This window comes from Chitinispirillales bacterium (genome assembly GCA_031254455.1).
Classification (GTDB): domain Bacteria; phylum Fibrobacterota; class Chitinivibrionia; order Chitinivibrionales; family Chitinivibrionaceae; genus WRFX01.
In genome coordinates this window covers 1-20657 of the sequence record JAIRUI010000013.1, presented here as the reverse complement: position 1 = coordinate 20657, position 20657 = coordinate 1, and the positions used below count along the sequence as shown (strand labels likewise).

The window sequence follows — 20657 nt, the reverse complement described above, 5'->3', positions numbered from 1 at the left end:
TAGGGATGGTGTCAAGTGAAGAAGATAGTTTTCGGAAATATTGTTCCTTGTAAAAACTGATGGTATGTTATTTATCACTCTTTCGTTCGATCGTAATTTCTTACTATAGAGAATATAATATATTTCCAATAATATCACTGAAATTTCTTGCGTTTTAAAGAAAATGACCGACGTTCGACAAAGATTTTACTAAACTTTTAAAGTTTTTTTCCGATAAATCTAACAGGATGGATATTGTAAATCAAGGGGAATATTATGCGAATTAACGAAATTGTTAGATTGCAGGAATATATGCGTGCAAACGGCAGAGAGGATTACGACGTCATCAAAGAATTATTAGGCAAAGTAAAGAAAAAAGACGAAGACGATGACGAGGATAAAGTTACCGCAAGCGCAAAAAAAGCCATAAAAGATATTGTTCAGTTAAGCGGCGGACAGCAAAACACTACCGGCGCACGTCCTCCCATGTTTGGCGGAGATGGAAATTTTAATGGAATCTGGACTAAAATAGAGCGAACTATGTCCGATGAGGAAATTCACAAAGCACATAAAGATTTGGCTGTCGAATATGCCGATAAAGCAGTGGAGATAGGAAATTCGGGAAAAAGCAGGTCGATGATAGCCAATGAACTCTTAAAATTAGACAATTGGTATCAAACAAAACAAAGTGAGTTAGCGTATCAATACGTATGTGTATTTTCACCCGACAGAAAAGCGGCTTATGCCCAATCGGACGGTTATATTGTCGAATTAAACGAACCACTGGCTTTTGGTAATAGTTGGACGATGCTGTGGGGACCCAGCGGTTGGAGCATGTGCCCTACACCAAAGGAAAATGAAAGATATTCGGAATTTATGAAAACTCACTTTGACACTTTGAACCGATACGAAGCAGAACACGGACAAATTCCGTATTGGGGACAGTATAGTAATAGAGTTATAACCCCTGCGCCGGTGAAAAATTACTACTAAAAAATCAACATAAATACCTGCTTTTATCTGAAACAACAATCTTTACGGCGGCAAATATTATTTTCCTTGTATAATTTTATTAACTTTATTAAAAGGAGTTTATTATGAAAAAGTTCTTACTTATGACATTATTTTTGTTTTGCGCGTCGGTAATGGCGCACGGCGTTTTACTTCTTGTTGAAGATAACAAAGACGGAACGATTTACATTGAAGCGGGAATATCTACAGGCGGCAACGCGGAAGGCGCAAGCGTAATTCTCAAAGAGAAAGCAAGCGGTAAGACGATTTTCACGTCAAAGATTCCGGCAGAAGGGCATTTGAACGTTGAGCAGCCGAAAATTCCGTACACGGTAACCGTACATTTGAGCGAAGGACACGAAATTACCAAAAACGGACCGCTTGCAGGCGAAGATAAGGAAAACGCCGACAACGTAAAAAACGAAACAAACAAGCAAACGCCGCAGGATAAATCCAAAAAGGGTAAAAAATGAAAAAAACGGCGTTAGTTTTAATTTTCTCCGTCGGATTTGCTTTTTGTAAGACACTTGTTATAGGCGTAAGTTTACATCCGTATTACAGTTTTGTGAAAAATATCGCAATGGATAAAGCGGAAGTTGTGCCGCTTATCAACAAAAACAGCAATCCGCACGGATACATGGTTATTCCGGAAGATATAGAAAATGCTATGAAAATTGACGTAGCGGTTCTTAACGGTGTAGGGCACGACGAATTTGCGTTTCAGATACTCAAAGCCGCCGGCGTTTATGACAAAATTGAAAAGATTTTCGCAAACGACGGAGTAGCGTTGATTCCGCAATCTGTAAGTACGGATATGGTGAATTCACATACGTTCGTGTCGATTTCGGCATCGATTCAGCAGATTTATACGATTGCAGGACGTCTTGCGGAAATTGATCCGGCAAACGCAAACTTATACCGCGCAAATGCCGCAAAATTCGCAAAATCACTTAGGCAAATGAAAGCGGAATACATGGAAAAATTGTCGAACATCAAAGACAACGATTTCAGGTGCGCAACAATTCACGGCGGATATTCGTATCTGCTGCAAGAATTCGGATTTCAGGTCGAGGCGGTTATCGAACCGTCACACGGAGTAAATCCTACCGCGTCGCAGATGAAAGAAACGATAGAGAAAATTAAAGCGGCGAAAGTGCAGGTCGTGTTTTCAGAAAGCGATTATCCTCCATCGTTTATAAAAACCATTCGTGACGAAACTGGAGTGCGTGTTGTCTCGCTCTCGCATTTATCTAACGGCGATTATACAGCGGATTTCTTTGAAAAAGGGATACGGTATAATCTTGATAAATTATTAACAGCAGTTAGCGGCGAGGAGTAAAAATGCATAAAATTTTATCGTTTATGCTGATTTTCTGCATTTTTGTTTTTGCAAAAAAAGAAGTAGAATCTGTAGCGGTTGTTACAAGTATTCCGGCTTTGGCGGCATTATCAAAAGAAATTCTCAAGGATACGCCGATTGAGATTATTGAGCCGTTTGGAAATGAAATAGCCATCGACGAATTTGGAGAAATTGCCAAAATTTATGAAACACAACTCGACGAGATTTCAAAGAAAACCGTTGCGGTCGTCGATATTCGCTCAATAATTGCGTCCGACCCGCTTTTTGTGCAACTGCGGCGCAGAAATATAAAAATCGTTGAAATCGACTGCGCAACACCACTTAGCCCTGTTCTCACGGCTGTCGGAAAAATTCGCAAAAATGACGGAAGTTTGAATCCTTTTGTGTGGCTTTCACTTTCAAATTCCATAAGAATGGCTGAAGTTTTAGAAAATGATTTTTGCGCACTGTTTCCAAAATATGCAGAAAAGATTTCAACAAATTTGCTTGAATTTAAGAAAAACGCAAACGATTTGCGGAACTTTTATGTAAGACAGTTTTTGGAAATAGACAATTTCAGTGCTGTTTGTTTGAGCGGAGATTTTGATTATATGCTCAAAGATATCGACCTGTTTGTCGTCGAAAATTTTGTCCCCGAATACGAATGGAATGAAGAAATTATGGCGAATTTTGAAAAATTACTCGAAAACATGCAAACGGGAACTGTAATAAGCAGATGGGAAATAGGAAGTCCGGCGGTTGAAATAATGACTAAATTTCATATAAGGGAAAGCGTTTTGAAAACAGGTTTTCCAGCAGGAAGCGATTTTAAAAACGGCTTTTTGAAATTTTGGGAAAAAAATGCCGAAGCGGTACTTCAATCAATGATTTGGGCGGAAATAAATAAATAGATTTTTTTCGTTTTTTTTGTTTTGAAATAATGTATTTTAACGTAACACAGATACGTTACGTTTTTTATAGAGAGGTTGATAGATGGGCGCCCGGCAAGAAATTACCGCGAGATTAGGTTTTCACAGCGTATCGTCGGTTTTGGAAATTCAAAAAGTTTCCGAGTATTTTGCATCTTATACTTTTTCGGAAGAAAGGATGAAACAGCGTCTTCCGCAAAATGTTTTCAACGAATTCAAAGAATGGCAAAACGGCGGCGAGCAAATATCAAAAGAGCATGCCAACATCATTGCCGAAGCCATGAAAAATTGGGCTTTGGATTTAGGTGCTACTTCGTATACACATTGGTTTCAACCTATGACGGGTTCGACTGCCGAAAAACATGACAGTTTTATTGCAGTTAACGGAGAAATGCAAATTCTTGAAAGATTCTGCGGTTCAAACCTAATTATGGGCGAACCGGACGCTTCCAGTTTCCCGTCAGGCGGACTTCGTTCGACGTTTGAAGCGCGCGGATATACTGCATGGGACCCTTCATCGCCTGCGTTTGTCCGTGAAGCCGCAAAAGGGAAAACACTATGTATCCCAAGTGTTTTTGTGTCATATCACGGTGAGGCGTTAGATAAAAAACTTCCGCTTTTACGAAGCGATAAAACAATTGATAAAGCGGCGAAAAAGGTATTAACGTTTTTTAATAACTTTCCGAAAAACGTCTATACGACTTGTGGCGCCGAACAAGAATTTTTTCTAATTGACGAAGAATATTATCGCTTGCGTCCGGATTTGCAGCTTACTGGGCGAACGCTTTTGGGCGCCGCTTCGCCAAAAGGGCAGCAATTGGACGACCAATATTTCGGTTCGATAAAGGACAGGGTATTGAATTGGATGGTTGATGTCGAAAGGGAATGCTACAAATTGGGGATTCCGCTTGCAACACGACACAACGAAGTCGCTCCTAATCAATATGAATTTGCCCCGATTTTTGAAAGAGCGTCGATTTCCACCGATCATAATTTACTGCTTATGGATATTTTGCAAAAAGAAGCAAAAAAACACGGACTTGTCTGTCTTTTGCACGAAAAACCGTTTGCGGGCGTAAACGGAAGCGGAAAACATGTTAATTGGTCGCTTTCAGACGACAAAGGGAATAATTTGTTAAACCCCGGAGATACTCCATACGAAAATTGGCAGTTCCTCACTTTCTTGACAGCGGTTATCCGCGCCGTCGCTAAAAATCGCGATATTTTGCGGGCGTCAGTCGCGACTGCCGGAAACGAGCACCGTTTGGGTGCAAATGAAGCGCCGCCGGCGATTATGAGCATTTTCTTAGGGCATCAACTATCAGAAGTCGTAGAATCTCTTATCGGCGGCAAAAAGTTATCTCATGACAAAAAAAATATTTTGAATACGGGTCTTGCAATTCTTCCAAAACTTGAACAAGACCAAACCGATCGAAACAGGACATCGCCGTTCGCGTTCACAGGGAATAAATTTGAATTCCGCGCATGCGGTTCGTCGGCAAACGTCGCAACGTCGCTGATGGTCATAAATACAATCGTAGCAGATTCTCTCAACGACCTGTCAGAAAAAATAGAAAAAAAACTTAGAGGTAAAAAAGATAATTTAAATGAAATTTTGCCTGAAATTATTAAGGAAATTTTGAGTGAAAGCAAGTATGTCTTATTTGAAGGGAACGGATATTCGGACGAATGGAAACAGGAAGCGTCAAAACGCGGTCTTTCCAATATATGCGTAACATCGCAAGCGCTTGGAGCGTTTATCTCGGACGAAGCGGTAAATTTGTTTGAAAGAACGGGAGTTTTAACGGAGGTCGAGCTCAAAGCCAGATATGCGATTTGGTTAGAACTTTACAACAAAATCCTCGAAATTGAAGCGAACACGATTAAAGAATTGGTTCAAACTCAGGTTTTACCGTCAGCATACGATTTTCAAACGAATATAGGAAATTCCTTGCGGATTTTGAACGAAATAGCCGAAGATGAAACCGTTCCGCTACCTCTCAAAGCTGTAGATGACAGAAAAGAAATGTTTGCAAAACTGAGCGCAGATATTTATGATATTCGCGAACATCTCAGCGAACTAAAAAAAATGCTGATTATTGTTAATGGTAAAAACGAGGAAGAAAAAGCTGATTATTTACATAATGATTTGAAACCGCACATTGAGCAGATTCGCAAACACGTTGACCGGCTTGAATTAAATATGCCGGACGATATGTGGGAATTGCCGAAATACAGAGAGATGCTTTTTAATTTGTGAGGGATTTTAATGGAACGCCGCAAACGGATTACGGTTTTGCTTATTTTGACGAAAAGGATTTAAATGTTTTGGATGATCTGAGCGAATTTTACGAAAGATGTTTGAGATATGTTCGCGCTAAAGACGAACATACCGCTACCTCATACGATAAATATATTTGTATAAGTAGCGCTTTGCGTACGAAAATCATAGACAATTGGATCTCATCGCAAAAAAAGTATTTATTGCAAAACATTAAGAGGTTCTATTATGTATCTCTTGAATATAATCTTGATTCACCAATAAAAATGCACGTTTTTTCAAATGGCTTGGAAAATGAGTTTGAAACCTTAAGCAGAAAAGTAAATATGCCGACTGACGACATATTTACGATGGAATCCCTGCTTGATATCGGAAACAATTTAATAGGTGATTTTTCCGGAAATGTTTTAGAGACTTTGGCGTCAAACAAAATTCCGTCCGTTTCCTATGGATTGTGGTTTCACATGGGTTTGTTTAAGCAGTCGACGAATGCTTTGGGACAAGTGGAAATGCCATATAATTTGAATAGTTTACCGCATCCTTGGGTTATGGAACGCCCAGAATACAGTTACCCGATATTTTTCGGCGGACGGGTGGATAATGAAGATACTCCGAAACCGTCTTGGACGCCGGATGTTATTGTTAAAGCGTCTTCAATGGATTATCCTATTTCCGGCTGTTGTAACGGAGTGGTAAATACCGTTAGATTTTGGAAAGCGGTGCCTAATGTTGAATTTCCATCCGATTATTCGCTCCATAATGACTATCTTCGCGCTTGTAACGACGAAGCGGAAACTGTGAAATTTTTGATTAATTTACCGACAGACGAGCCGTCAAGGCAAACCAGTGAGTTGCACATAAAACAGCAATATTTTCTCGCGGCGGCTACCGTTAAAGATATTATACGCCGTCACGTAGATCAACAAAAAAATTCAATAAGAGAAATTGCCGACAAAGCATTGATTTGTCTTGCTGACTGTCGATGCGGTCTTGTTATAGTGGAATTTATTCGCGTACTTACTTACGATTACGGCATTGATATAAAAGAAGCCGTTAAGATGGCACAAAAAATATTTATATCTTTTTTGCCGTTAAGTGAGAATGGAGACATGCTTAAATGTCCGCTTTACATTATTGAATCACTACTTCCTTCGCATGTAAAAATTATTATGGATATGAACTACATTATTCTTGAAAACGCAAGGCTGTTACATAACGTAAGCGATTATGAAGCGAGAGAAATTTCTCTTATAGAAGAAGGAGCCATAAGAAAAGTTCGTATGGCGAATTTATTACTTTTATTTTCCAAATCCGTTTTAGGATTTTCGGAAAATGCCGTAGAACATGTAAGTAATTTGCATTTTAAAGTGCCGATAAAAGTATTTAACATAAAAATAAAACCTGATATTTCGGCTATTTCCGTCCGCAGATGGCTTTTTTGTATAAATAAAAAACTAACTAAACTTATCATCAGTAAAATAGGAGACGCTTGGATTACCGATAACTCAAAACTTGCGGATTTCGAAAAATTTGTAAAAGACTATTCCGTTCAAAATGAATATGAAAACATTAAAACCAAAGCCAAAGAAAAATATCTTCGTTTTATATACGGAGAATCCGTAGGTAATTTACCTTCGGCGTCAAAATATCTTTTTATATCAAATTCAAGAAAAATCTCAATTGCAAATTCACAATTGACGATTTTGTTATATATCGCTTGTCGATATATTCGTTTGAGCGAAGAAAAAGATTTACTCCCGCGTGTCTATTTATTTTCCGGAAGAGCCGTACCTAATGATTTTTACGGGAAACGATTGGTTACATTATTAAGTATATTTTCACTCGCTTTACGTGATTGTCCTAAATTGCAAGTTCGGTTTATTCATAACGATAATGCATTGGTAAAGGAAAATTTTTTAGCGGCGGGCGATATCGCGGAATATATTTCACTACCCGGGACAGTAGAAACAACCGAATACAATATTTATAGATGTGCGTCAAACGGTTTAATTACTCTTACAGGTCAGAATATTTTTGAAAATAAGGCGGTAGAGAAACTTGGCGAAGGCTGTGCTTTCGGATTTGAAAATATTGACGCGAAATATGATGATTACAGAATTGCATCGGTATTTGAAAAAATGCCGATTTTGCAAAAAGCCTTTGACTTGGTTGACAAATGGATAAGTGATTTTTCCGGTAATGAAGACGAAGAGAACAAACTGCACACGTTTTTATCTAATATTCGCGAAAGAGACGATTCAAAAAACTTTATGTCTTTTGATGAATATTATAAAATTCAAGAAAAAATAGATTCCACGTACACAAACAGGTGTGAGTGGCTTTCAATGGCATTACGCAATATCGCCAGAGTGGGTAAATGTTCGCTTGACAACGTTATTACTTCTTTATACAACGATAATTATGTTAGAAGGAAATAAATAATGCAAAGTAAGTCCAAAATTCATGCCGGAATATCTATTGTGAGCGGCAAAGGTTATGGGAAAGCAGTTATAATACATGCGGACCCATGTTCGTTTACGGTAATGAAAATTGAACAGAAAATGGTTAAAGACGAGATAAAACGCTTTGAGAATGCACGAAATAAAGCCAATAAATATTATGATGATTATACTAAAACAAACGTTATTTCTTCTGGAAAGGATTCTGATGTTTCCATAATTGAAATGTATAAATACATAGTGAACGACAAAACGCTTACCAAGCAAGTTCTGTATAATATCTCAAACGAATATTATACAGCAGAATCAGCGGTACGTATTGTTATGGAAAATATTATTGAAACGTTTAAAGTTACGGATAGTGAATACTTTAAAGAACGCGGTAAAGACGTTGAAGAAGTTAGAAACAAAATATTATTTTATTTAACGGGAGATGGTGAGAAATCTAATACGCCTTTTAAAGAAGATGTTGTTTTAATAATAAAACGATCACTTTTACTTTCCGATATAATAGGAAACAATGTCGAAAAAATTAAAGCTATCGTGTGTACATCTTCAGGGAAAACTTCTCATGCGGTAATAGTTGCACGTTCAAATTCAATTCCGGTTATGGCTATATCAGACTTTACAACTTTAAACATAGACGACGGCATAGAAGTGTTTGTTGATTGCGACGCAGGAACTCTCACTATAGAACCGTCGGATAATATTCTTGATATCTATTATACGTATGTTAATGAAATTAAGTTGCAAAAACGTAAACTTTCCGATTATTTGAACAAACCTGTTTTTACTAGAGACGGAATCATGGTTTTAGTTATGGCTAATGTTTCTTTGGAGTCAGACGTTTCGCTTGCTTTAAATAATGGCGCAGACGGAATAGGACTTGTCAGAACGGAAATTTTATTTAACAAAAATTTTGATTTCCCAACAGAAAGCGACCAGATTAAGTATTATAATGCAATTTTTGATAATGTGGAAAAAAGTAAAAATATTTGTATAAGAGTTATTGATATAGGCGGAGATAAAATTTTCAACTATATGGATGTATATGAAGAAGAAAATCCGTTTATGGGTTGTCGCTCCGTCAGAATTTACAGAGAAAAAAGAGAATTGTTTGAAGTACAAATCAAAGCTATTCTTAAAGCCGGAAAAGGCAGAAAATACAGAATCATGTATCCTATGATTACAACATTTTCGGAGTGGAACGAATTACGAACCTTTACAAAAGAAATCGCAGAAGATTTAGGACTTGAATGTCCTGAACTTGGCGTTTTATTTGAAGTTCCTTTAGCAATTCTTGAAATTTCAACATTTTTAGACACGATAAGTTTCGCTTCCATCGGAACAAACGATCTTATTCAATATTTGAGTGCGGCAGACCGAGGCAATGCAAAAGTTAATTATTTATACAATCCGATCGAACCGGCGTTTTTGAAGATTATAAAAACTGCGATAGACGAATGTAATCTAAAAGGAAAACCCGTTTCTTTGTGCGGTGATATGGCATCTCATCCTGAATTTACTATTTTGCTTTTAGGGCTTGGTCTGCTGAATTTCAGTGTCGCTCCTCCGATGATCCAGATAATAAAAGAAATAATAGTTTCCGTATCTATTGCGGAAATCAAAGAAGAAACCAATCACATGCTTTCAAATCTTAAAAGCACGGAAATTGTCGCCGAATGGATTGATTATATGAATGACAAATACTGTAAATTAGTCTTCAGTAAATATAATTTTATCCCAAGAACTAAAGAATTGTAAATATGGATTAGAATTAACATTTATGAGGGGCATGTATTTATGAAGTACAATAATGTAATTGTAGGAGTGATGATTATGACGGCATTGGCGTTGGCGGATACGGAAAAAACTTCAAACTTGTTTTTTGCAGGAATAAGAAGTTCTATTTATGGTTTTGACGGTAAATTTCCATCTCCAGAGGAAGCGGCGAATGTAATTCTTAACGTTTCGCAAAAATTGCAATCCGCACCTTCCGCAGTTTGGCTGGTTGGAACAATTCAAGACAATGGTTTTTGCCGATTGGAATTTCCGGCAAAGGGAAAAAACATTTCATCTTTGAAATATGACAGGCACGAGAAATATTTGAGTAAATTTGATGAAATAGGGGCAAAAATATTTTTACAAATTGAAGCAGGAAACGCCGACATGAAAACGCTTGTTGATTTGGTTATGAAGCAATATGGGCATCACAAATGCGTTGTGGGTTTCGGCATAGATGTCGAATGGTATCCATCGGACGGAACGACAAACTGTTCCGATGACGGACGCAAAACTCCCCTTGATAAACCGCAACTACAGGAATTAGACAAACATCTTAAAACATTCGGAAAGAATTATCGTTTATTTGTTAAGCATTGGGAACCGCAATACTTAGGCAATAGCCCTGTCAGCGATGTTATTTATATTTCAGACAGCCAAGACCTAGAAAATCTAAATAATATGGTAGATGAATTTGCATTATGGGCGGAGAAATTTGCTCCGAATGATGTAGGTTTTCAATTCGGCTACAATTCCGACAAGTCATGGTGGGAAACTATGGACGATCCTATTTTGGAAATAACAAACGCTCTTAAAGACAGAATTAAAAATCAGAAAGTACATATTTATTGGGTCGATTTTTCTATTCGTGACGACAGATTTGACAATTTGTGGAAAATTCCGCAGGCAAAGTGAAACTAAATTAAAAATTTTTGCACAAAGTAGGCTAAATTAACTATAATTATATTATTTTATATTAGTGTTATGTTTTTAGTAATGTAATTGAGAGGTGGAAATTTGGATGATAATTTGTGTGTTGTCGCGATAGACGATGATCCTATTATACTGAACAGCATCGTTTCTACGCTTAAAGATAAATATAAAGTTCGTCCTTTTACTTTGGCGGAAACAGCGTTGAAGTTTATTGAAAGTAATTCTGTTGGCGTTATACTGCTTGATTGCAATATGCCGCCCGGTATAGACGGATATAAAGTATTGAAAATTCTAAAAAACAAAGAAAAACTTAGAAAAATACCGGTAATTTTTTTAACCGGTGAAACTGATGATTTGGCGGAAGTAAAAGCATTGGAAATGGGTGCGGTCGATTATTTAAAAAAACCGTTTAGTCCTATCTCGCTTAAAACCCGTGTTAAATTACAGGCAGACCTTTACGCATATAGAAGTAATCTGGAAGAAAGTGTTTTACAAAAAACCGAAGAACTCCGCAAAGTAGTGGAAATGCTCAAAAATCGAGATAAAATTACCCTTAATTTGCTTGCAGAACTATCTGATTTAAGAGATCACGATACCGGAGCGCATATTTTACGGACAACTCTTTATTGTGAAGTTTTGGTTAAATATATTATCGCAAATCCTATTGATGGGTATAAACTGACACATCAAGAAGGCGAAGACATAGTTGAGGCGGTAAAACTTCACGATTTGGGGAAAATTTCCGTTCCGGACGTTGTACTTCTCAAACCAGGGCGGCTTACAGAAGAAGAATTTGAGATTATTAAAACTCATACGACCGAAGGTGCGAAAATGCTGGAAAAATCACTTATAGGCTTCGACTCTCAAGAAGAAGATAATTTACTGCTTACGGCTTATTATATTACTTACGAACACCACGAAAAATGGAATGGAACCGGTTATCCGAGAGGAATTTCAGGGGATGAGATTAAACTTTCGGCAAGAATCGCCGCAGTTGCCGATGTTTTTGACGCTCTAACTTCCGCCAGACCATACAAAAGACCATTTACTTCACAAGAAGCGTTTGAAATATTGTACAGAGATTCCGGAACGCATTTTGATCCGTATCTTATAGAGATCGTGAAAAAATGTGAGAATGATTTTGTTTCAATTATTGAAAAAAGTTATTGACCGTATTTTGAAATGAAAATTATAATAATTGCAATTATCTCAATTGTCGGATTCACTTATGCAAATATTATTGATACGGTTTTGTTTGTAGGTAATGTAAAAACAAAAGATAAATTTCTCCAAAAGATCGTCTCCCCCATAATAAAAAAGAAATATGATGTCTGTACAGATTCTTTAATTTATGATGCGCTTAAAAAAACAGGATTGTTCGGATATATTTCGGTTGTATCGTCAAAAAAGATTGACAACGATAATGTTTCAATTTTCGTTGTCGTAAAAGAAAATAATTATTTATCGGTTGGCAACGCCGGCTTGGGCATAAATTCAATGGAATACGGAGAAAAAAGCGACAGTTGGTTGTGGTTTAATTTAGATGTTAATTATAAAAATTTCCTTGGAATAGGGCATTCTTTGAATTTCACGGGAAGAGTTTGGCGAGACAGATATTTCGGTGCGAATTGGCATATTCCGATAGGAATAACCCCATATTTTTTTGAAGTCGGCGGACTTATAGGGCGAAACCCTTCATTAGTTTTCGCTTGGGAAACGGCGCCGTATTTTAATACCGATTTTAGATTTGGACGATACATCGGAAATAATCAGGAAATTTATATTGAAACCTCCCCAAAATATAGCAAATATAACAACATGCTCAAGGTAGATGATAAATGGAAAATTCATTCAACCGACGAATTTCTGGAAATTTATGAAAAACTGTATTATAGTCTTGACTATAAAGACAAAAATTATCCTCCGTTATTGGCAACATTTTTTTCTGTCGGATTGAGTACAAACAAAATTATGGCTTACATAGAAGATGGAAAGAAGAAAGATTTTTGGAATATTGATACCGATTTTAAACAAAATATTCCGATTTTTCAAAAAATCCGTCATTCGTTATACATCAGATCGCGGATTTCAATTACGCCTTGGGGAGAACATAATAAGTACGACGGTTTTTTATCGGGAGGACAGTATTATATACGCGGATGGAAAGACGATATTCTGGGAAGCAAAGACAATTACGTTTTCAACAACAGCATTTTGGGAACAGCAGAATATCAATTTAACATATTTACTTTTCCGTCTATAAAATTCAGATGGCTTTCTTGGTATGATGATTTGCTTTCCAATTTTTCGCCAATACTTGCAGGAGCGTTATTTTTTGACGCCGGATATTTATTCAAAGAAATTTCATCCCCGCTTCAATGCGCCAACACAAATGCCGGAAGCGTCGGAATCTCGCTTCGGCTCTTGCAACCGCTCATGAAAATCGGAGGAACGTTAGAATTCGCTTGGCAGGTGATAGGCGATAAAAAATACTACAACGAAAACCGCAGAATTCCAGTTATACATATAGGATTTGTTTCGCAGTTTTAAACTATAATTACACTTGCTATATCCGCTCCGTCAAGATAGAACCTTCTTCTGTATATCTCTCCTTTTGGACAATATACTACCTTGCCTATTTGAATGCGAGTTCCGCTGTATCCTTTTCCCGTTATAGCAATATGACCTTTTCTCGTTGCTTCCTTTGATAACGCTTCGTTAATCGCTGTTATATTTTTCTCAACTAAAACCAATTTCTGCGTCATTGCATCGTACTTTTGCTTTGCTGTTTCACAAATAATATATTCTTGAGAATTTGGTTTACAATTCATCATTTTTACATACGAAAGTTTATTTTTATATTCTTTTTCCAGCGTAGAATTCAATTTCTCTAATTGCTCTTTTGCGCTTTGCAACTGCGTTTTTTTATCAGTTAACTGTTTTACTGCCGGATTAAAAAGAACTAAATCGGTTATCACTCCGTCCTGATTTGAAGTATTGGAAACGTTTATAGTATCTACCGCTTCAATTCTTCCACCGATAGCGGATGCATTTGGAGCTGGAGTTTTAAAGTCTTTACATGTAACATTGCAATGGCGTATGTAACTTTCAATAATCACCGTGCCGTCTAAACATTCGATTTTGGCGTTTTGGACAAAATTAATTCTAACTTCGTTTTTTGCCGAAATAAGTGTATTATCTTTGCCGGATACTCCGCCGCCGATTGTTATCGAACCGTTTGTAGAAATTATATTTGCCGACTCTACCGTTCCATGTATGATAATATCCGATTCGCTTTCTACCACAAAGCCCGGATTAACATTTCCGTTTATAATTATTTTAACCGGAATTTTTATATTTCCAGAATCAAAATCAACATTGTTTAAAACGATGCTGTCTCTTATAAATATATAACCTTTTTTACTGGTCAAGATTCCGGTTATTTCAGCAAAAAGATTTTTCCCGTCTTCAGAAACCGCAACGAAAGTTGAGGGTTTTAACTCATATTCTTTAACGGGCTGCGCTAAAATTTCGTTCCCGAAAATATCCATTCCGTTAATTCCTTGTTTCGCCGGAACCGCCGTGGCGAGAATTTCACCTTTTCTGACAATTTTAAACGTTGAAATTTCACGGAAGTCCACCGTTCCGTCTTCACGAGTCAAAGGCGTAGTATCTTTTTCGACCGAAACTTTGTAATCTATTGATCCATTACGCCCTTCTATCGGTTCGGTTCCGCATGCAACGGCTACTTCGGTATCCCATTTTTTTTCGGAAATCATTTCCAATAAAATTTTATCGTTTATCCCATGTACGACACCGGCTTGTTTAAGGCGATATTTCAGAACGTCTAAGGACAATCCGGCGTTAAAACTCGCAACTTCTTTTATTCTCATATATGCGGTAAAAGAAGTTATTTTAACGTCAATAAGATCGTTAAATTTTATTGGGTAAGCAATAGGAATATTGCCAACGCATTCCCATTGCCCGCTTGATTTGTCTATGACTTTTTTAACGAGTTCTAAATTACCATTAATGGCTTGCTCATATTGTTTCCTGAAAACGTTTATTACCGCGTCCTTGTCGGTTTGCGGATAAACTATTATGTATAATTTTCCCTCGTCCTCTTTACATTCAATAATTTCGCGAAGATTGTCCACAATCGCCATATAGTTTTTATCTCCTTTTAATTATAGTAATATAATATTTGTTTTTTGATAATTGTTAGGATATTTAGGAGAAAATTGATATTTTGGTATTTTAATTATATTATTTTATAAGGATACTTAATATTTAAAGGAATATTTCTTAATGAAACATGTTAAAATATTTATATTTTATTTACTTGTATTGTCTATTTCGTTTGCAGAAGAAAAAAATAACGAGAACTATTTAAGTTTTTCGCAAAGCGATAACAATTTTGCGATTGGGATATTAGCCGAATGGGCTAATGGAAGCGGATTCGGCGTTCCTCTTGTTTATGATAGAGGAGCGTGCGGCGGAATGTTTTCGTTCGGCGGAGAAATGCGGTTTTGGTGGGATAAATATTCTTCACATAGTTTTAAATATAGTTCTAAGGAACTTACAAAATTCGGATTCGCTCCGAATTTCAGATTCATGTTTCATCCGTTTGGAATGCCTGTTCTTGATAGACAAGTCATCGTTGCAAAAGTCTTGGATCCCTATGCTGGATTCAAATTTGGTTTTTCCTTAATAAATTATGACAAAAACGACCCTCGATACATAAACGACTCTCATAGAAAATATGATTTTCATCCGGTATTCACTTGGTTTGCTACGGGAATTCGCTGGTATTTCAAAGAAAATATCGCTCTTTGGACTGAAATTAGTAATTATAATTTTTCACTTGGATTTAATTTTAAATTCTGATTTTTATAGGTGTGTGATATTTACTTTTTTTTGAAAGCCCAAAAATTTGACATCAAAAAATTGAAACATGCGGCAACTGAAATTCCTATCAAATTTGAAATGTAAAATTTTATTTGGATTATTTCCGTAAGAAAAATCAACGTTATCCAATTAAGAAAGAACGCCGAAATAAACGAACTTATGTTAAATTTGACAAACGCGTTTAATTTGTCCGTTACTTTTTTTCCTTTTCTGTCTTTCCATGTCCAATTGTAATTGAGGATAAAATTTGTTATTATCGCGGTTTCAATAGCCATTAAACTTGCGATTTTGTAATCGATTTTCAAGTATTTCACCGCCAAAATCAAAAACGTCTGATTTACCACAACACCGCTTGAGCCGACAACGGCGAACTTTAAAAACCGTAGCAAATCTATTCCAAATACAGTCCGTCGCCGGAAGAAACCCCTAAAAAGGATTTCAGTCGTTCGCGGGCATCGGGATCTTTATATAATTTTCTTAACGCTTTGTCGCGTGTAAGACGGACTTTTTCTCTTGTTATACCAAGTTCCGCCCCTATTTCTTCAAGCGTTTTTGGACTTGAGAAATTGATTCCGTAATACATTCTGATAATTTTCTCTTCATTTTCATTTAGAATCGGAAGAATATGAAGAACGTTTTCTATTTCGCTACGCAGCTCATTCATAAGAAATTCTTCGGTTTGTGACGGATCAACGCCTATCGTATCAAGAAGCGTCTGCGAGTTTTCATCATCGTTCGCAGGCGATATCGGCTGGTCGAGCGAAGTGTTTTTGCTTTTTTCTATTATTTCAATAATATCGTCTTTGTATCTCTGAAATTTCGGGAGTTCTATCGCTCTATCAAAGTCGCCGTCAAATTTGTCGAGCGCCTGTCTGAAACGCTTCAAAAGCGCAATTTTATTCGCCGGAATATGCACCGAACCGATTCTATCGAAAATCGCTTTTTGTATGGCCTGTCTTATCCACCAAACTGCATAAGAAATAAATTTTACATCATTTTCTTTATCGAACCTTTTTGCCGCTTTCAAAAGTCCGAGATTTCCTTCGTTTACAAGTTCCAAAAACGACATTCCGCCTCTTGCTCTGTGCTTTCTGGCTTCTAACGCTACAAAACGCAAATTTGCGGTTATGAGTTTATCTTCCGCTCCCGGAATTTTATTATGAACATCTTCAACAAGTTTTTGTTCTTCTTCTTCCGTCAAAAGCTTATATCTGCCAACATCGCGAAAATATAATTTTTCCGCTTTCGTTTGTTCTTTTTGCTTTCTTACCATAATTAATTATTTCCGATAATAAAAAAAAACACCATACAAAAAAGATTCGCTACGGCACATCACATAATTAAATTTAGAAAGTACGCTGATTGCTTGGGTTTGAAACCACTACAATACCATCGTCCGAAACAAAATATTTTTTTCTGTCTTCGTCCAAATCAAAACCTATTTTTTCACCGGGAGCGATATGTACATTCTTGTCAATAATCGCTTTTTTGATTTGAGCGCGTTCACCTATATCGACGTCAGAGAAAATGATAGAATCTTCCACTTTAGCAAAGCTATGAACTCTCACTCCTCTTGACAATATTGAGCGAATCACTTCTCCGCCGGAAATTATACAACCGCCGGAAACTATTGAATCAACGGCTGTACCTATCCGTTTGTCGTTTTCCGAAACGTCGCTTCCGAAAACGAATTTTGCAGGAGCGGATTGTTCCGAAGACGTTTTGATCGGCCACCACTCGTTATATAGATTAATATCCGGCACAACGTCGCGCAAAGTCATATTCGCTCTATAATACGCTTCTAAAGTTCCCACATCTTCCCAGTAAGTACATTGTTGCGGCGATTCGCCGGGAATAACATTTGTGTGAAAGTCATATACATATACAGGATATTCGCGATAAATTGACGGTATAATGTTTTTCCCGAAATCGTGCGAGGAATTTGGATCTTCCGCGTCTTCATTGAGTTTACGAACCAAAAATCCGGTGTTGAAAATATAGTTTCCCATAGAGCACAACGACATTTTAGGATTATTCGGCATAGGTTTGGGGTTTTCAGGTTTTTCTTCAAATCCTATCATACGCCCGTTTTGGTCAATCTGAATTACGCCGAACTGAGACGCTTCTTCTATAGGTTTGGGAATTGCCGCTACCGTCGCTACCGCGCCATTGTTACGATGATAATTAAGCATTCTTGAAATATCCATTTTATAAATATGGTCGGCGCCGAAAACGGCTACAAAATCCGGTTTCTCGTCATAAATCAAATTTATATTTTGATATATAGCGTCCGCAGTTCCCTGATACCAATTTCTTCCAGTTCTCATTTGAGCCGGAACAGGGTCAATATACTGTCCAAGCATATTTGACAATTGCCATCCGCTTGTCAAGTGACGAATAAGCGAGTCGGCTTTAAACTGCGTAAGAACTTTGATTTTAAATATGCCGGAATTAACAAAGTTGTTAAGAACGAAATCAATAATTCTGTATTTACCGCCAAAGATAACCGCCGGTTTCGCCCTGTCGCGTGTAAGCGGAAAAAGCCGCGAACCTTCTCCGCCAGCCATAATCATAGCCAATACGTTAGCATATCCGGATGTTTTTCTGAAGGTTTCCATAAAATCCTCCTATTCTATATTATTATTCAAAATATTTCAATTTGAACGGAATGTCTATTTCCCAATTCTGCCGGAATACTCTCCGTTAGTCGTATTAACGATAATTATTTCGTCCGACTCTATGAACATGGGAACCTGTACGGTAATCCCTGTTTCAAGCTTTGCAGATTTTGTAACGCTTCCCGAAATAGTCGCACCCTTAATACCCGGCTCGGTTTCCACAACTTTTAATTGTACCGTTGTCGGCGGTTGAACTCCTATAGGTTTTCCATTGTAAAGCATGACGCTGCAATTACTGTTCGGAAGAATGTATCCCGCCACATCTCCCAATTCCTCGGCGTTTAACGTTATCTGTTCATAAGTCTCACAATCCATAAACACAAACTCACTGTCGTTTTCGTAAAGATATTCAAACTGTTTCGTTTCTACAAAAGCATTTTCTACTTTTTCATCCGTCCTAAAACGATATTCCACTTGCTTGCCGTTAATGATGTTTTTCAGCGTAGTCGCAATAAAATTTGAACCGCGAGCCGTCATTGTTCTGCTTATTTCAACGACACGGCACGGGGTATTCTCATGAAGAATAATCATCCCTTTAGAAATCTCATTCGCTTTTATTGTCATTCAATAGCGCTCCTTCTATATATAAATTTATTTCTTAAGGTCAGGTGAAAATACATCGCCGCTTGTATCAAGTGGTACATTTTCTTTAGAAACGGGTTTTGATTTGTTCCATAAATCCAAAACTTCGTTAGCCGCAATTCTTAAATTATCGTCTGCACTGTTAGCAAATTCTTCTATTTTCGCTTTTACCGAACGATCGTTAATTTTTCCGAACACGGCGATAATCTCTACTTTAAGGCGGCTGTCAATAGTATTTTGCAGTATTTCAAGCAACACGGGAACTTTATCCCATGCGTATAGATCCCCAAGCATGGTAACACTGCGCATTTTAATCGCTCTGTCGGACGATTCTTTTGCGATTTTAGCCACTATGTCGATTCCGTCCTTCCCGTAACTTTTTACTTCTTCAATGATACGACGAATTTCAAGCGGATCAAACACGTCCGCAGAATAAGCCGCATTGTAAGATACGATCCTTGAATAAATTTCCGAATAATGAATCGGCAAAGTATCTACCAACCCCAGAGCGGTTTTCAAAGAATCTATTTGAGATTTTACAAAAGAATTTTCAGTATCTAAATATTGGGTTTCGTTCTTTAACTCGCCTATTTGTAACGTAATCTTTTTTATAAGCGTATCATGATTGGCGAAGTTGTCTTCAACCGTTCTGAATTGCGCTTGATCGTTTATCCACTTTTGTCTTCCGCCGAAAGAAAACGACAATCCGACGACTACTCCGGGCTTTACCCAATCTTTTTGCGATTGCGGAGTAAAACTAACGCCGAAATCGCGTTTCTGCGTTATGAACATTCTCTCAAAATCTAATATTGAAAAATAAATTTCCCCGTTATTTTCCTTTAAGAATCTGACGGTCGCCGTTAGAGACGTATAAAACTTTTTTTGCTGCGAAAATCCCTCGGCGGTCAAATAGAAATCGTTTCCAAAATTCTTTTCTATAGATACAAACCCGTTAATTTTGTTTTTATCGTTACCCGGAAGCGAAAGTACGCCGGCATTGAAACGCGTTTGAATTAAATTAAAACTTTTGCTAAAAGCGGCAAAAAGTTCTCCTGTCGTTTCGTATTGGTCGGTATTTAATCGGCTTCTCGCAAGCGTCGAATTATGAAACATATTTCTTATTCCTATCGCAAGCGACGGTACGGCTTGAGTATATTCGTCAAGTATCCTTCCTTTTAACGCGAAATTTACTCCGTCGGCGTACCCAAGCGTTACTTCAAACCATTCGCTCGCTCCTACGTCCAAAGATAAAAGAGATTTTCCGGTAACGCCTTTGTCGTATTCCGTATTCAAAAAGATATTATAGTTTGCAATAAATCTGCCCGCGCCTATCATATCGGCATTAGGCGTAAAACGAGTAGTCCCCCATCTGGTTTTTGCAGGAATTATTGATACTATTATCAAAAGTAATATAATAAACGCTTTTTTCATAAAAAATTTCTCTTGTCGCTTTCAATATTTGTTATCGGACTTTTACGTTAAAAATATTACTTGTTTTTTATTAAATGTAAAATATTGAAACATTTTTTTCCGAAATTTCCTTTTTATAACAAATAAAATATTATTTTATTGAAAGTTTTGACTATAACCAAACAGAATAGACAGATGGAAAAGATGCATAATTATTTGAAAAACTTGACTTTTACAGCGGCGAATGGTATTTTTACTGAGTACCTTTTGAGGTCTTCGGTCTTCGGTCTTCGGTCTTCGGTCTTCGGTCTTCGGTCTTCGGTCTTCGGTCTTCGGTCTTCGGTCTTCGGTCTTCGGTCTTCGGTC

Annotated in this window: 17 protein-coding genes; 11 read left to right on the top strand and 6 right to left on the bottom strand. The window is 37.2% G+C overall.

The window, feature by feature from the left end:
* Positions 1-255 precede the first annotated feature (255 nt).
* From LBH98_00850 to LBH98_00805, 10 genes are all read left to right on the top strand, one after another.
* Positions 256-972 (top strand): hypothetical protein, encoded by a 717-nt coding sequence (locus LBH98_00850; GenBank protein MDR0303312.1) that lies wholly within the window; start codon positions 256-258, stop codon positions 970-972.
* Between the two features lie 104 nt (positions 973-1076).
* Positions 1077-1463: a hypothetical protein gene (locus LBH98_00845; protein MDR0303311.1), complete on the top strand. Its 387-nt coding sequence runs from the start codon at positions 1077-1079 to the stop codon at positions 1461-1463.
* On the top strand, positions 1460-2329 hold the full coding sequence (locus LBH98_00840) for a zinc ABC transporter substrate-binding protein (protein ID MDR0303310.1): 870 nt from the start codon (positions 1460-1462) through the stop codon (positions 2327-2329). Before LBH98_00845 ends, LBH98_00840 begins: the two co-directional genes overlap by 4 nt.
* Positions 2330-2331: 2 nt before the next feature.
* Complete coding sequence (locus LBH98_00835; protein MDR0303309.1) at positions 2332-3240, top strand: hypothetical protein; 909 nt, start codon at positions 2332-2334, stop codon at positions 3238-3240.
* An 82-nt stretch (positions 3241-3322) separates the two neighbouring features.
* Positions 3323-5518, top strand: a complete 2196-nt coding sequence (locus tag LBH98_00830; GenBank protein ID MDR0303308.1) for a glutamine synthetase III — start codon at positions 3323-3325, stop codon at positions 5516-5518.
* A complete protein-coding gene (locus LBH98_00825; GenBank protein MDR0303307.1) occupies positions 5515-7977 on the top strand; it encodes a glycogen/starch/alpha-glucan phosphorylase in 2463 nt (820 codons plus the stop codon). The genes LBH98_00830 and LBH98_00825 overlap by 4 nt, the downstream gene beginning before the upstream one ends.
* Before the next feature lie 3 nt (positions 7978-7980).
* Positions 7981-9762 (top strand): phosphoenolpyruvate--protein phosphotransferase, encoded by a 1782-nt coding sequence (ptsP, locus tag LBH98_00820; GenBank protein MDR0303306.1) that lies wholly within the window; start codon positions 7981-7983, stop codon positions 9760-9762.
* 39 nt (positions 9763-9801) lie between these two features.
* Entirely contained in the window at positions 9802-10695 is an 894-nt protein-coding gene (locus LBH98_00815; protein ID MDR0303305.1) for a hypothetical protein, read from the top strand.
* A 102-nt stretch (positions 10696-10797) separates the two neighbouring features.
* On the top strand, positions 10798-11883 hold the full coding sequence (locus tag LBH98_00810) for a response regulator (GenBank protein MDR0303304.1): 1086 nt from the start codon (positions 10798-10800) through the stop codon (positions 11881-11883).
* Between the two features lie 12 nt (positions 11884-11895).
* Positions 11896-13263: a BamA/TamA family outer membrane protein gene (locus LBH98_00805; protein MDR0303303.1), complete on the top strand. Its 1368-nt coding sequence runs from the start codon at positions 11896-11898 to the stop codon at positions 13261-13263.
* Here the strand turns inward: LBH98_00805 and LBH98_00800 are convergent.
* Positions 13260-14879 (bottom strand): FapA family protein, encoded by a 1620-nt coding sequence (locus LBH98_00800; GenBank protein MDR0303302.1) that lies wholly within the window; start codon positions 14877-14879, stop codon positions 13260-13262. The genes LBH98_00805 and LBH98_00800 overlap by 4 nt on opposite strands.
* A 142-nt stretch (positions 14880-15021) precedes the next feature.
* On the opposite strand from LBH98_00800, the gene LBH98_00795 reads away from it, so the two are divergent.
* On the top strand, positions 15022-15600 hold the full coding sequence (locus LBH98_00795; GenBank protein ID MDR0303301.1) for a hypothetical protein: 579 nt from the start codon (positions 15022-15024) through the stop codon (positions 15598-15600).
* Positions 15601-15620: 20 nt separating this feature from the next.
* Here the strand turns inward: LBH98_00795 and LBH98_00790 are convergent, their stop codons facing one another.
* The 5 genes from LBH98_00790 to LBH98_00770 form a co-directional block, all read right to left on the bottom strand.
* Entirely contained in the window at positions 15621-16010 is a 390-nt protein-coding gene (locus LBH98_00790) for a GtrA family protein (protein MDR0303300.1), read from the bottom strand.
* 2 nt (positions 16011-16012) lie between these two features.
* Positions 16013-16894, bottom strand: coding sequence for a sigma-70 family RNA polymerase sigma factor (locus LBH98_00785; protein ID MDR0303299.1), 882 nt, complete (start codon positions 16892-16894; stop codon positions 16013-16015).
* A 73-nt stretch (positions 16895-16967) separates the two neighbouring features.
* On the bottom strand, positions 16968-18239 hold the full coding sequence (gene glgC, locus LBH98_00780) for a glucose-1-phosphate adenylyltransferase (GenBank protein ID MDR0303298.1): 1272 nt from the start codon (positions 18237-18239) through the stop codon (positions 16968-16970).
* Positions 18240-18293: 54 nt separating this feature from the next.
* Positions 18294-18863, bottom strand: a complete 570-nt coding sequence (gene efp, locus LBH98_00775; GenBank protein ID MDR0303297.1) for an elongation factor P — start codon at positions 18861-18863, stop codon at positions 18294-18296.
* 27 nt (positions 18864-18890) lie between these two features.
* Entirely contained in the window at positions 18891-20312 is a 1422-nt protein-coding gene (locus tag LBH98_00770) for a HEAT repeat domain-containing protein (protein ID MDR0303296.1), read from the bottom strand.
* Positions 20313-20657 lie beyond the last annotated feature (345 nt).

Excerpts from the sequence above, each read along its gene's own strand:
- LBH98_00850 (MDR0303312.1), top strand. The coding sequence starts at position 256 with ATGCGAATTAACGAAATTGTTAGATTGCAGGAATATATGCGTGCAAAC.
- LBH98_00845 (MDR0303311.1), top strand. The coding sequence starts at position 1,077 with ATGAAAAAGTTCTTACTTATGACATTATTTTTGTTTTGCGCGTCGGTA.
- LBH98_00840 (MDR0303310.1), top strand. The coding sequence starts at position 1,460 with ATGAAAAAAACGGCGTTAGTTTTAATTTTCTCCGTCGGATTTGCTTTT.
- LBH98_00835 (MDR0303309.1), top strand. The coding sequence starts at position 2,332 with ATGCATAAAATTTTATCGTTTATGCTGATTTTCTGCATTTTTGTTTTT.
- LBH98_00830 (MDR0303308.1), top strand. The coding sequence starts at position 3,323 with ATGGGCGCCCGGCAAGAAATTACCGCGAGATTAGGTTTTCACAGCGTA.
- ptsP (MDR0303306.1), top strand. The coding sequence starts at position 7,981 with ATGCAAAGTAAGTCCAAAATTCATGCCGGAATATCTATTGTGAGCGGC.
- LBH98_00815 (MDR0303305.1), top strand. The coding sequence starts at position 9,802 with ATGAAGTACAATAATGTAATTGTAGGAGTGATGATTATGACGGCATTG.
- LBH98_00805 (MDR0303303.1), top strand. The coding sequence starts at position 11,896 with ATGAAAATTATAATAATTGCAATTATCTCAATTGTCGGATTCACTTAT.
- LBH98_00800 (MDR0303302.1), bottom strand. The coding sequence starts at position 14,879 with ATGGCGATTGTGGACAATCTTCGCGAAATTATTGAATGTAAAGAGGAC.
- LBH98_00795 (MDR0303301.1), top strand. The coding sequence starts at position 15,022 with ATGAAACATGTTAAAATATTTATATTTTATTTACTTGTATTGTCTATT.
- LBH98_00785 (MDR0303299.1), bottom strand. The coding sequence starts at position 16,894 with ATGGTAAGAAAGCAAAAAGAACAAACGAAAGCGGAAAAATTATATTTT.
- glgC (MDR0303298.1), bottom strand. The coding sequence starts at position 18,239 with ATGGAAACCTTCAGAAAAACATCCGGATATGCTAACGTATTGGCTATG.
- efp (MDR0303297.1), bottom strand. The coding sequence starts at position 18,863 with ATGACAATAAAAGCGAATGAGATTTCTAAAGGGATGATTATTCTTCAT.
- LBH98_00770 (MDR0303296.1), bottom strand. The coding sequence starts at position 20,312 with ATGAAAAAAGCGTTTATTATATTACTTTTGATAATAGTATCAATAATT.